This is a genomic window from Microvirga arsenatis (assembly GCF_009910705.1).
Classification (GTDB): domain Bacteria; phylum Pseudomonadota; class Alphaproteobacteria; order Rhizobiales; family Beijerinckiaceae; genus Microvirga; species Microvirga arsenatis.
Window position 1 is genome coordinate 237171 of the sequence record NZ_JAAAXJ010000001.1, and the last position, 12321, is coordinate 249491.

General features: G+C 66.1%; 13 protein-coding genes and 1 tRNA gene. 6 read left to right on the forward strand and 8 right to left on the reverse strand.

The features are described 5' to 3' along the window. Nucleotides 1–1446 carry a cobyric acid synthase gene (locus GR303_RS01115; protein WP_161721865.1) on the forward strand — a complete coding sequence of 482 codons (1446 nt, stop codon included), beginning with the start codon at nt 1–3 and terminating at the stop codon, nt 1444–1446. Here GR303_RS01115 and cbiB read toward each other — a convergent pair. Continuing rightward, entirely contained in the window at nt 1433–2419 is a 987-nt protein-coding gene (gene cbiB, locus GR303_RS01120; RefSeq protein ID WP_161721562.1) for an adenosylcobinamide-phosphate synthase CbiB, read from the reverse strand. The two genes, GR303_RS01115 and cbiB, sit on opposite strands and share 14 nt — an antisense overlap. Nucleotides 2420–2430: 11 nt before the next feature. Between cbiB and cobD the strand changes: the two genes are divergently transcribed. Both cobD and GR303_RS01130 read left to right on the forward strand, forming a co-directional pair. Then, on the forward strand, nt 2431–3429 hold the full coding sequence (gene cobD, locus GR303_RS01125) for a threonine-phosphate decarboxylase CobD (RefSeq protein ID WP_161721563.1): 999 nt from the start codon (nt 2431–2433) through the stop codon (nt 3427–3429). A gap of 484 nt (nt 3430–3913) precedes the next feature. Continuing rightward, on the forward strand, nt 3914–4084 hold the full coding sequence (locus GR303_RS01130; protein ID WP_161721564.1) for a hypothetical protein: 171 nt from the start codon (nt 3914–3916) through the stop codon (nt 4082–4084). Between the two features lie 6 nt (nt 4085–4090). On the opposite strand, the gene GR303_RS01135 is transcribed toward GR303_RS01130, so the two are convergent. Next, nucleotides 4091–4363: a hypothetical protein gene (locus GR303_RS01135; protein ID WP_161721565.1), complete on the reverse strand. Its 273-nt coding sequence runs from the start codon at nt 4361–4363 to the stop codon at nt 4091–4093. Between the two features lie 216 nt (nt 4364–4579). Between GR303_RS01135 and GR303_RS01140 the strand changes: the two genes are divergently transcribed. Then, nucleotides 4580–4825 (forward strand): DUF6894 family protein, encoded by a 246-nt coding sequence (locus GR303_RS01140; protein ID WP_161721566.1) that lies wholly within the window; start codon nt 4580–4582, stop codon nt 4823–4825. Between the two features lie 947 nt (nt 4826–5772). Here the strand turns inward: GR303_RS01140 and GR303_RS01145 are convergent. The 6 genes from GR303_RS01145 to GR303_RS01170 all read right to left on the reverse strand — a co-directional run bounded on the left by GR303_RS01145 (nt 5773) and on the right by GR303_RS01170 (nt 10864). Next, nucleotides 5773–5846, reverse strand: a tRNA-Gln gene (locus GR303_RS01145). 181 nt (nt 5847–6027) lie between these two features. Further along, complete coding sequence (gene ruvX, locus GR303_RS01150) at nt 6028–6588, reverse strand: Holliday junction resolvase RuvX (RefSeq protein WP_161721567.1); 561 nt, start codon at nt 6586–6588, stop codon at nt 6028–6030. 65 nt (nt 6589–6653) lie between these two features. Next, nucleotides 6654–7787 carry an ABC transporter ATP-binding protein gene (locus tag GR303_RS01155; protein WP_161721568.1) on the reverse strand — a complete coding sequence of 378 codons (1134 nt, stop codon included), beginning with the start codon at nt 7785–7787 and terminating at the stop codon, nt 6654–6656. Between the two features lie 16 nt (nt 7788–7803). Beyond that, nucleotides 7804–8628 (reverse strand): carbohydrate ABC transporter permease, encoded by an 825-nt coding sequence (locus tag GR303_RS01160; protein WP_161721569.1) that lies wholly within the window; start codon nt 8626–8628, stop codon nt 7804–7806. Next, complete coding sequence (locus GR303_RS01165; RefSeq protein WP_161721570.1) at nt 8625–9596, reverse strand: carbohydrate ABC transporter permease; 972 nt, start codon at nt 9594–9596, stop codon at nt 8625–8627. The genes GR303_RS01160 and GR303_RS01165 overlap by 4 nt, the downstream gene beginning before the upstream one ends. A 2-nt stretch (nt 9597–9598) precedes the next feature. Beyond that, nucleotides 9599–10864 (reverse strand): ABC transporter substrate-binding protein, encoded by a 1266-nt coding sequence (locus GR303_RS01170; protein ID WP_161721571.1) that lies wholly within the window; start codon nt 10862–10864, stop codon nt 9599–9601. Nucleotides 10865–10994: 130 nt separating this feature from the next. Here GR303_RS01170 and GR303_RS01175 point away from each other — a divergent pair, with 130 nt between their 5' ends. Beyond that, nucleotides 10995–11696, forward strand: a complete 702-nt coding sequence (locus tag GR303_RS01175; protein ID WP_161721572.1) for a metal-dependent hydrolase — start codon at nt 10995–10997, stop codon at nt 11694–11696. 303 nt (nt 11697–11999) lie between these two features. Then, the gene (gene gatC / locus GR303_RS01180) at nt 12000–12287 is read left to right on the forward strand and encodes an Asp-tRNA(Asn)/Glu-tRNA(Gln) amidotransferase subunit GatC (RefSeq protein ID WP_161721573.1); all 288 of its coding nucleotides are present in this window, start codon (nt 12000–12002) and stop codon (nt 12285–12287) included. Nucleotides 12288–12321 lie beyond the last annotated feature (34 nt).

Below are 12321 nucleotides of genomic sequence, written 5' to 3' on the forward strand. Positions count from 1 at the left end.
ATGATCCAGGGCACCGGCTCCAACGTGGGCAAGTCGCTCCTGGTGGCCGGCCTGTGCCGGGTCTTCGCGCGCAGGGGTTTGAGGGTCCGGCCCTTCAAGCCGCAAAACATGTCGAACAACGCCGCCGTCACGGCGGATGGCGGGGAGATCGGTCGCGCCCAGGCGCTGCAGGCGCAGGCGGCGGGCGTGGCCCCCAGCGTCCACATGAACCCGGTGCTGCTGAAGCCCCAGAGCGAGATCGGCTCGCAGGTGGTGGTGCAGGGCCGTGTCGTCGGAACTGCGAAGGCGCGCGAGTACCAGGCCTGGAAGCCGCGCCTGATGGAGGCCGTGCTCGACAGCTTTTCGCGACTCTCCGAGGAGGCCGACCTCGTTCTCGTCGAAGGAGCGGGTTCGGCGTCGGAGGTGAACCTGCGGGCCGGCGACATCGCCAATATGGGCTTTGCCCGCGCGGCGGACGTGCCCGTGGTGCTCGTGGGCGACATCGACCGCGGCGGCGTGATCGCGAGCCTCGTGGGCACCAAGGCGGTGCTCGACGAGGCCGATGCCGCGATGATCCGCGGCTTCATCGTCAACCGCTTCCGCGGCGATCCGGCCCTGTTCGACAGCGGCATGCGTTTCGTCGCCGAGCGCACCGGCTGGCCGGCTCTCGGCCTCGTCCCGCATTTCGCCGACGCTGCGCGCCTGCCGGCGGAGGACGGTCTGGGATTGCGGCGCGAGGGGCGCAAAGGGGCCGTGCGCGTCGCCGTGCCGGTCACGCCCTGGATCTCCAACTTCGACGATCTCGATCCCCTGCGCGAGGAGCCGGGCCTCGAGGTGCTTCTGGTCGAGCCGGGGCAGCCGCTGCCGGCCGATGCGGCGCTCGTCCTGCTGCCGGGCTCGAAGACCACCATCGACGATCTTCTGTTCATCCGCGCGCAGGGCTGGGACATCGACCTCAAGGCGCATCTGCGCCGGGGCGGGCGGGTGCTCGGCCTCTGCGGCGGCTACCAGATGCTGGGACGGCGCATCGACGATCCGCTCGGCATCGAGGGGGAGGCCGGCCGCTCCATCGAGGGGCTCGGGCTTCTCGATGTTGCGACGACGCTCACCGCGAAGAAGCGTCTCGTGGCCGTGACCGGAACGACGATCCCCGATGAGGTGCCGTTCTCCGGCTACGAGATGCATATCGGCGAGACCTCGGGGCCGGATGCAGCTCACAGGCCCTTCGCGCAATTGGCGAACGGGCAGGCGGATGGTGCCGTCTCGGCGGATGGGCGCGTGGCGGGCACTTACGTGCACGGCCTGTTTTCGGATGACCGGCAGCGAGCGCGGTGGCTTCGGATGCTCGGGACAGAGACGAGCGATCTCGCTTACGAATCCCTCGTCGACAGCATTCTCGACCGCTTCGCCGATCATCTGGAAGCGCATCTCGATTGCGAGCGGCTTCTCGCGATCAGCGGGCGATGATCCAGGCGAGCAGCGCCGATCCCGCCGCGAGGCCGAACAGCAGGGCACAGGCCGTGCGGTAGAGAGCAAGTGCCCGATCGATGTCGTCGGCCGTTGCTTCCGCACGTCCGTCTCCCATCCAGCGGTCCTCGACGCGCACGTCGCCATAGACGCGGGGGCCTGCCAGGCGCAGGCCGAGGGCTCCCGCCATCGCGGCCTCGGGCCAGCCGGCATTGGGCGAGCGGTGATGCGGGGCGTCCCGCCGGACCGCGCGCCATGCCCGGGCAGGCGAGGCTTCCCGGTGGAGAGCGGCTGCGGCAACGATCAGCAGCGCCGAGAGGCGCGAGGCGGGCAGGTTCACCAGATCGTCGAACCGCGCCGTCGCCCAGCCGAAGGCCTCGTGCCGGGGGGTGCGGTGGCCGATCATGCTGTCGGCGGTGTTCGCCGCCTTGTAGAGAGCGGCGCCGGTGAAGCCGCCCAGCCCGAGCCAGAAGGCCGGCGCGACGATCCCATCGGAAAAATTCTCCGCGAGGCTCTCGATGGCGGCCCGGGAGACGCCCGCCGCGTCCAGGCTCTGCGGATTGCGCCCGACGATCATCGAGACGGCCCGGCGACCGCCGTCGAGACCGCCCTCGCGCAGCCCCTGCGCCACCGCCGCCACATGCTCGTGGAGGCTGCGCTGGGCAACGAGGCTGCTGGCGAGGATAGCCAAGATCACGAGCCCCGCGAGACCGAGCGGGCGCAGAAGCATCTCGACCGTCGAAACCGTCAATCCCGTCACGGTCAGGAGAGCAAGCAGGGCGAGAACGCTCGCGCCGCGCCTCCGCCCGAAGGACCAGCCTTCCCGGTTCAGGGTCCGGTCGAGCATCTTGATCAGCCGCCCGATCCAGGTGACGGGATGCCCGACCGCCGTGTAAAGGCGGGTGGGATAGCCGAAAGCCGCCTCCGCCGCGAGGGCGAGGCTTAAGATGAGAAGGCTGTCGGAGAGGGCCATGGGTGGAAAGGATGAGTGAGGCGCGGATCTGGCACGGGGGCGACCTGGACGAAGCCCGGCGGCTCTTTCCGGGGGCACCCGAGCCGTGGATCGACCTGTCGACGGGGATCAATCCCATAGCCTATCCGGTGCCCGCCCTGCCAGCCTCCCTGTTCGAGCGGCTGCCGCTGCCTGCCGACCACCGCGACCTGGAGGCTGCCGCGGCCGAAGCCTATGGGGCGGCGGATCCTGCCATGGTCGTAGCCGCGCCGGGAACGCAGGTTCTCATCAATCTCCTGCCTCTGCTCCGGCCGCGATCGCGCGTCGCCATCCTGGGACCCACCTATGCCGAACATGCCCAGGCCTGGCGCGCCGCCGGGCACGAGGTCAGCGAGGTCGCCTCGCCCGAGGAGGCCGACCGGGCCGACGTCGTCGTGCTGGTCAACCCGAACAACCCGGATGGCCGCGCGGTCGCGCGCGACGTCCTGCTCGCCTTGGCGGAGCGCCTCCGGAGCCGGAGCGGCTGGCTGGTGGTCGATGAGGCCTTTGCCGATTTCGATGCGGACGAGACCATCGTTCCCGCTCTCCCGAGCAATGCGGTGGTCCTGCGCTCCTTCGGCAAGACCTACGGGCTGGCGGGGGTCAGGCTCGGCTTCGCGATTGCCGCCGGGGATCTGGCCCTGCGGTTCAGGCAAATGCTCGGGCCATGGTCCGTCTCGGGACCGGCCCTCGCCGTGGGGCGGCAGGCTCTGCGGGACCGGAAATGGCTCAACGCGGCGCGGGAGGGGCGAGGCCAGGATGCACGCCGCCTCGACGCCCTGCTGCAACCCTTCGCCAGCGGGCCGCTGCGCGGCACGAGGCTCTACCGGCTCCTGGAGACCATGCGGGCGCCGGACCTGTTCTCCCATCTCGGACGAAAGGGAATCTGGGTCCGCCGCTTCCAGTTCGATTGCCGCCTCCTGCGGTTCGGCCTGCCGGGATCGGCGGTCGCATGGGAGCGCCTGTCCGGTGCATTGGGCGAATTCGCATAAATATAGATGGCGAAGTCCCGAAGTAGACTAGGGAAAAGAAAAGCCGCGACCGGCATTGCTGCCAAGATCGCGGCTTGTGTCCGTGTCTGCCCCCAAAACACGGAAGTGTTATTTAAAACTTCTTTCGTGACTCTTGAGCCAATTGCTCTCGATCAATAGGATCAGGTTATAAGCCGATTTCATCTTGTTTGGGAATAGTGGAAATTACGTAAGACGATCAGTTAAGCTTGCTCGAACCTTGCGTTATGGACAAGGCTGCGGCCGATTGAAATAAAGTTTCGGTTGAAAAACAGCCATTTTCAGGCGCGAGCACGGCCGAGCTTGGTCGTGAATACTCAACCTCCTGACATTTTGACGCACCGGGCTGCGCCGGCCCTACGAGGTGCAGATCCCCTCCGAACAAAGAGGCTCACCGTGAGGGTCATCTCGCCGGAACCTCGGACTCGTGCCCGAGTTCAGCCTTCGCATTCGTCAGGAGAGCTTCATGAACCCTCGCAACTGGACCGCCCTCGCGCTCGTGGCGCTGGCGGTCGTCGTCATTTTCTTCGCCCTGCGGGAAACCCACTCCGATCCGGAGAACGCGCCGGGCCGCAGCGCCGGCAAGGAGACGATCAAGCAGATCCCGTCCAATCCGGATACGGTCACGCCCCGCTAGTCGCGGCTAGCGGCTGAGTCGCTGCGGACGGCGCAGCCGCTTCGCATTGGCCCGCACCTTCCTGCGGTACCCCTTCACCACCTTGTGGGCCGATCCGCCGGCCGCGATCACGGCGGCCGCTTCGGCGAAGGCGGTTACCTTCTCCGTCACCATGAGCAGGTTCTCGGCAGGGGATCCTTGCCCGAGGGCGGCCTGCGACAGACGGGTCCAGATCACCGTCTGGGCCTCGAAGGCCAGCATCGTGGTGTCGGTGGCAAGCTTCATCCAGGGTATGAACATCGGGCGTCCCGCATGGTGTCTGTTCCTCGTCAACGCATCGTTGCCCGCTGCGATCCAGACACAGTCCCGGTTCAGCCCTGATGGGCGGCAGGGTCGTCCGAAAGAGTGCACGGGGATTCAGGGTGTATTTCAGAAGCGGAGGCGTCGGATTAGCATAGGTAAAGATGAATGGGCGAAAAACCTTCGCTCATTTCTCAGGGCGGGCAGGGGGAAAGCGTGCCCCGATACTATATCGACATCAGAAGCCATTTCGGCATCGACGAGGACCCGAGCGGGATCGAACTGCCCGACATCGCGGCCGCCGAGGCCGAGGCCCTGAAGATCGTGCGGGCGCTCCTGCAGCATTGGGCCGCCATGCCCCCGGATTACAGCAGGGACATCATGATCGAAATCGTCGGGGAGGACCTGCGCCCCGTGCTCATCATCCCCTGCTTCGACGCAGGGTTGAGACTGCAGGACTAGGCTGACATCGGGCTGAAGCTTTGGGTGCCGGCCGGTCGCCGACGTGTGCCTCTCACCTTCTCGGACGAGCTGTCCCTCGATGCCGCGCCCTCTTCAGGCGCGGCACAGGAAAGGCAGATGCATGCTCAAGGGCTGCCCGCCCAGCTCACCAGTGAGCTTTCGGGATGAGTGTCCGTCGGAACCGCGACCCGCACGGGTGCGGGAGGATTGGCCCTGGTCATGCAGATTCGCATGTGCCCGCGACGGGCATCCTTGATGGTGGCCCGGTAGTCGCTCAAGGACATGTTGCGGGTCCGGTAGATCAGTCTCGTCTCTTTGTAGCAGGCATCCCAGCGCGCTTTCCCCTGGGGTGTCGAAGCCCACCCTCCGCTCTGCGCAAGGGCGCTTCCTGGGAGGAGAAGGGATGCGGCAAGGGCGCATAGACTCAGAATACGCATGGACGGTGCTCGCAGTGTGAGTGATGGCTCACTTCTGGGAATATAACCGCCTCACGACATGAGTGTCCCCAGCAAGGACGCGGTTCAAAAGGAGATCTCCTTTTGAACCGTTGAAGGTTTTGGGGGGTAGGCCTGCGGCTCACCCTTCTCCAGCAGGGTTACGACCCGGCGTTTCAGGGAAGCTGGCAGCAGATCAGGAACGCTGCGAGGGCTGCCGTTATGGCCGTCGCGATCAAGCTTCCATCGACCGCACGGTCGAGCAGGAAGGTGCGTTTCAGCCGTCGCTCGAACAAGGCGCTCCTCGCAGGCAGAACTGGCGATAGCTGCTACCTGTGGCGCGGATTTGCAAAATCAAGCGTTCGGCGCCTTCGACCAAAGTTTCCCATCGGGTTCTGCTCACGCTTCGGAGCAAGCTCGACCGCTCCCGCTTGACAGGTCTGGCACCGGACGCCGTCCGATGATGCGGCCCTCTTCGAACCTTCAAGCGAATTTTGGGGAAACAGACTGGAATGGCTGGGGGACCTGGATTCGAACCAAGACTAACGGAGTCAGAGTCCGCTGTTCTACCATTAAACTATCCCCCACCGAAGCTGCTCATGCCTCCGATCGTTCGGGAGCGTGTCCCAACGGCCGAGGTCTCGATCAGCGCCTGTGGTGGCGGTGAGATAGGAGGCTTTTGGCGTGGCGTCAAGCCTGGAAATCGACGCCGGGAGGCGCTGCAATCCTTCCTGCACGGCCTGGAGCGGCGGGAGGCGGATCCGCGCCTCATTCGTTCATGGCGCCGCCTCCGGGTGGGGTTTCCATCCCGAGGCCGGTCCTGGCGGCCGCCTCGTCCTCCGCCTCCGCCGCATCGGCGGCGATCCGCTCGTAGCGGTCCAGCGCTCCCTGCAGGATGTAGGCGGCGGCCATCTTGTCCACCGCGTCCGCCCGCTTGGCCCGGGAGGCATCCGCATCGAGGAGGGTGCGCGTCACCACCATGGTGGACATGCGCTCGTCCCAGAACAGCACCGGCAGGGGCAGGAGGGGCTTGAGGTTGCGAACGAAGGCGCGGGTCGCCTGCGAGCGCGGGCCCTCCGTCCCGTCCATGTTGAGCGGCAGCCCGAAGACGAGGCCGCCGACCTCGTAGCGGGCGACGAGGTCCTTGATCCGTCCGACATCGGGCGTGAACTTCACCCGCTTGATCGTCTCGAGGGGCGTCGCGATCCGCCGCTCCACGTCGGAGAGAGCCAGGCCGATGGTCTTGGTGCCGAGATCGATCCCCATGAGGCGGGCGCGCGGAGCCAGGCCGTCGATGAAGGCGACCAGCTCGTCATCCTTGGAAATCATGGGCCTCCTCCTCGTGCCGCCTGCGGGAACACAGCCAGTATAGAGGAAGTCGCCCGGCGTCGAGATCAGGCGGCGCTGCTGCTCAGGTTGGGTGAGGAGGGGGCGGGGCTCGCAGCGCCGGTTCGGGAGGGCAGCGCTTCGCCGCTGCGCCGGAACAGGTGGCAGAACTCGCGGGTCAGGTCGAACCTCACCGTGCTCCCCACCTCGTGCCGGGCATCGCCGGGCTCGCGGATGGTGAGGCGGCCCTGGCCGGCATCGACATGGAGAAGATGATTCTCGCCGAGCTCCTCCACCAGCTCGACGCGGCCGCCGAGCGCGCCCTCGGAGCGGATCCTGACGTGATCGGGCCTGATGCCGAGGGTGACGGGCTCTCCCGTCGTCACGCCGTCCGGCTGGACCGGCACGGCCAGGGTGCCGCCGCCGGGCAGGCTCACGAGAACCTCGCCGGGTCCGAGGCCGGCGACCTGGCACGGGACGAAGTTCATCTGCGGCGAGCCGATGAAGCCCGCCACGAACAGGTTGGCCGGGCGGTGATAGAGATCGAGCGGCGTGCCCACCTGCTCGATGCGGCCCCCGTTGAGCACGACGATCCGGTCGGCCAGAGTCATCGCCTCCACCTGATCGTGCGTGACGTAGATCATCGTCGCACGCATGTCGTTGTGGAGCTTGGCGATCTCGATGCGGGTCTGCACGCGAAGCGCCGCGTCGAGGTTGGAGAGCGGCTCGTCGAAGAGAAAGACCTTCGGCTCCCGCACGATGGCGCGGCCGATGGCGACGCGCTGGCGCTGGCCGCCGGAGAGCTGGCGCGGCTTGCGGTCGAGGAGCTGCTCGATCTGCAGCAGGCGCGCGGCCTCGCGCACCTTGCGGTCGATCTCAGCCTTCGACGATTTCGCCAGCTCCAGCCCGAAGGCCATGTTGTCGTAGACGTTCATGTGCGGATAGAGCGCGTAGGACTGGAACACCATGGCGATGCCGCGCCTGGCGGGCGCGAGGTCGTTCACCCGCTGGCCGTCGATGAGGAGGTCGCCCGCGGTGATGTCCTCCAGCCCTGCGATGAGGCGCAGGAGCGTCGACTTCCCGCAGCCGGAGGGGCCGACGAAGACCACGAACTCGCCGTCGCGCACATGAAGGTCGACGCCGTGGATCACGGCGGTGCGTCCGAAGGATTTATGGACGTTCTTGAGAACCACGTCAGCCATTGGGCAGCATCCTTGACTAACCCTTCACCGCGCCGGCCGTGAGGCCCGCCACGATCTTGCGCTGGAACACGAGCACCAGCGCGATGATCGGCAGGGTCACGATGACGGAGGCCGCCATGATCGTTCCCCAGGGCAGCTCGTAGGCCGTCGAGCCGGTCATGAGGGCGATGGCGGGCGGCACGGTGCGCCGCTCGTTCGTGAGGGTGAAGGTGAGGGCGAAGAGAAACTCGTTCCAGGAGACGATGAAGGCGAGAAGCCCCGTCGTGACGGCCGCCGGCGCCATGAGCGGCAGGAAGACGCGCCGCACCACGATCCAGGGCGTCGCGCCATCCACGAAAGCCGCCTCCTCGATCTCCTTCGGCAGCTCGCGCATGAAGGTGGTGAGCACCCAGATCGTGAAGGGCAGGGTGAGCATGAGATTGGCGAGGATCAGGCCCGGCAGGGTGTTGTAGAGCCCGAGGCTGCGGATGAGCTCGAACATGCCGGACAGCACGGCCACCTGCGGGAACATCGACACGGCGAGAATGGTCATCAGCAGAAGCCCGCGTCCCCGGAAAGGGATGCGCCCGAAGGCATAGGCTGCGGTCATGCCGAGCGCCAGCGAGATGGCGACCACGGATCCGGCGACGATGATGGAATTGAGAATGTTCTGGCCGAAGGGCTGGCGTTCGAAGACGGCGATGTAATTGGTGGGATCAAAGCGCTCCGGCAGGTAGGCGATGGTGAACAGCGCGGCGCCCGAGCGGAAGGACGAGATGATCGCATAGTAAAGCGGGAAGAGCGCGAAGAGGCCGATGGCGATCACGAGAAGCCAGAAGCCGATGCGGGTGACGATTTTCATCGTGGATCCTCCCCGAGGCGCACGCGTCCGGCCGCCAGGGTGATGACGACAATGATAGCAATGATGAGGAAGATCAGCGTAGAGGCGGCGGAACCCAAGCCCACCTCCTGGAAATCCACGAGCTGCTGGCGCGCATAGATCGACATGGACGCCGTGTCGCGCGCGTTCGAGGTCAGCACGTAAATGAGATCGAAGACGCGCAACGCATCGAGGGAGCGGAAGATCACCGCAACCAGCAGGGCCGGCTTGATCAGCGGCAGGGTGATGCGGAAGAACACGCGGATGGGGGAAACGCCGTCGACCTTGGCGGCCTCATAGATGTCCTGCGGCAGCATCTGCAGGGCTGCCAGGATGAGCAGGGCCATGAAGGAGGTGTGTTTCCAGACATCCACCATGACGGCGGCCCATAAAGCCGTATCCGCATTGGCCGTCCAGGTCATGGGCGCAGCGATCAGGCCGAGGCGTAACAGGAGATCGTTGATGACGCCGAACTGGTCGTGGAGCATCCAGTTCCACATCTTGGCGGACACGATGGTCGGGATCGCCCAGGGAATGAGGATGATCGCCCGCATGAGGCCGCGACCCGGGAAGGCGGCGTTGAGGATCAGCGCCACGATGATCCCCAGCACGGTCTCGATGGACACGGAGACGAGGGTGAACCACACCGTGTTCCAGACGGAATGCCACCAGTCGGGATCGGTCAGAAGCCCGAGCCATTCGCCGTCGTAGTTGGCAAGGTAGTTCTCGAACCCGATGAATTCGTAATCGCTCAGGTTATTGAGGTTGGCGTCGGTGAAGCTGAACCAGATCGTCCGCGCCAGGGGCCAGCCGGCGATGAGCGCGAGGATGATCAGGCTCGGTGCGATGAAAGCCCAAGCGGACCGGATGCGCGACCGCGTCAGTGACGAGCGTCGTCCCCGTGCCTGTTGCGGCACGGAGACGTTTCCTTGAGCCACCGCACTGGTCATGCCTACTTCCAGCCGTCGCGCTTGATCCGCTTCAGGTCACGGTCGAGGCGGCCCAGCGCCTGCGCGGGCTCGGCGCGCTTCGACAGCACCTGATGCACCGCGTTGAAGAACTCGGTCGAGACCTTGTTGTAGTTCTGGCCCGTCGCGGTGGCGGGGCGGGCGACCGCGTTGGTGAACACGTCCACGAGATCGCCGATGAACGGGTTGGCCCTGGCGATGTCCGCATCGCTGTAGAGCGACACGATGGTCGGGTTGAACGAGCCCTCGACCGCACGGCGCTTCTGCTCCTGCTGCCCCGTCAGGTACAGGACGAGATCGGTCGCGGCATCCGCATTCTTGGAGTACTTGGACACGGCGAGAAGCTGTCCGCCGAGGGTGCCGGCGTGGCGCCCGTCGGGGCCGCCCTTCGGCAGGGGCGCGATGCCGACCTTGCCCTTGATGGTGCTGTCGGCCCCTTGCGCCAGCGCCCAGGCATAGGGCCAGTTGCGCATGAAGGCGGCGTTGCCCGCCTGGAAGACGCCGCGGGATTCCTCCTCCGTGTAGTTGAGCACGCCCTCGGGCGTGACGGTGCCGACCCAGCCGGCGGCGGTCTTCAGGGCCTCCGCGGCCTTGGGGTTCTCGATCGTGACCTCGCCCTTGTCGTCGACGACGGTGCCGCCGCCGAAGGAGGCCACCCATTCCAGCGCGTTGGTGGTCAGGCCCTCATAGGCGCGGCCCTGCCAGACATAGCCCCAGAAGTCGCCGCGCCCCTCCTTGCGCTCGCCGTCCTGGATGATGCGGGCGGTCTCCGTGAGGTCTGCCCATGTCTGCGGCACCGGGCGCTTGTACTTGTCGAGAAGATCCTGGCGGTAGTAGAGCAGGCCCGCATCGGCGAACCAGGGCATCGCCATCAGCTTGCCGTTGACGCGGCTCGTCTCGACCATGGCGGGCAGGTGATCGTCGATGTCGGCCGCGCCCTTGGCGGAGAGGTCGACCAGGTGATCGGCCAGGATGCCGGTCCAGACCACGTCGATCTGGAACACGTCGATGTCGGACGCGCCGGCGGCCAGAAGCTGCTGGTAGAGAGCGAGCCGCTCGGTGGCGGAATTGGGAGTGGAGACGATCTTGACCGTATTGCCAGTCCTCTTCGCCCAGGCATCGACGCCCTGCTTGCAGATCTCGTGCTCCTTGCCGAGCGCGCTGCACGAGATGGAGATTTCGACCGCCCAGGCGCTGGCCGAGGCAAGGATTCCGGCGGCAAGGCCGAAGCTGGCGATGAGGCGTGGCATGGCTATCCTCCTGCAGGCTTGATGTTTATTGCTTAGCTTCTTAAAGCCCGACCCTGCGTTTTGTTCCTTTGGAACATGGTCGGGCGCAAAAGCCGCTCCATTTCATCTGGCCGAAAACGAGGGACTTTCCATGAAAATCACGTGGTTCGGACATTCCGCCTTCCGGCTCGACTTCGCCGGAAAGGCCGTGCTCATCGATCCCTTCTTCACGGGAAACCCCGCCTTCCAGGGCGACAGGGCGAAGATCGTGGAGGGCGTGTCCCACATCCTCATCACCCACGGGCACGGGGACCATGTCGGCGACGCCCTCGACATCGCGAAGGCGACCGGAGCCAAGGTGGTCACGAACTTCGAGCTCTGCATGTACCTGGCCAAGCAGGGGCTCGGGAACTTCGATCCCATGAACACGGGCGGCACCACGGACCAGGGCGGATTCACCGTGACCCTGGTCCGGGCGGACCACTCGGCGGGCCTCGTCGAAATGGACGTGAACTTCCCGCTCGGCAACGCCAACGGGGTGATCGTGAAGGCGCCCGGCGAGCCGACGATCTACCACATGGGCGACACGGACATCTTCGGCGACATGGCCCTGATCGCCGAGATCCATCAGCCGGACGTGGTGATCGTGCCCATCGGCGACCGCTTCACCATGGGCCCCGAGGTGGCGGCTCTGGCGGTGGAGCGCTACTTCGGCCGCGCGAAGGCGGCCATCCCCTGCCACTACGCCTCCTTCCCGCCGCTGGTGCCCAACGCCGACCGGTTCGTGGCGGCCCTCGACGGCAAGGGCATCCAGGTGGTGGTGCCGCACAAGACGGTGGGCGTGACGGTTTAGGGCCTACCCTCCACGTCATCACCGGCCTTGTGCCGGTGATCCCGATTGCATGAAGCGCCGAGCCTCGCATCATCGGGATGGCCGGGACAGGCCCGGCCATGACGGAGAGGGTGTCATCCCCGGCGAGCGGAGCGAGGGAAGGGGATCCATAGCGCCAAACGTGCAGGTGGCTTCCCTTCCCCTCCGATGGCTGCGCCATCTCCGGCCGGGAATCACAATGAGGAGCCCACATCCGCCGTTGCCCCCCGGCGCGGGCGGGTGCTATAGCCCGCGCCAGCAGATATCCAAGGGGTATGACCATCCATGTCGGTCGATGAGAAAACGGTCCGCCGCATCGCCCATCTGGCGCGCATTGCCGTGACGGATGAGGAGGTGCCCCATCTCCAGGGCGAGCTCAACGCCATCCTCTCCTTCGTCGAGCAGCTCAACGAGGTTGACGTGGAGGGCGTCGAGCCCATGACCTCCGTCACCCCCATGGTCATGAAGAAGCGCCAGGACGGCGTCACCGACGGCGGCTATCCGGAGAAGATCGTCCGGAACGCTCCCGCCACGGAAGACAACTTCTTCCTCGTGCCCAAAGTCGTTGAATAGCAACGTCATCCCGGCCGCAGCGCCTGCGGAGAGC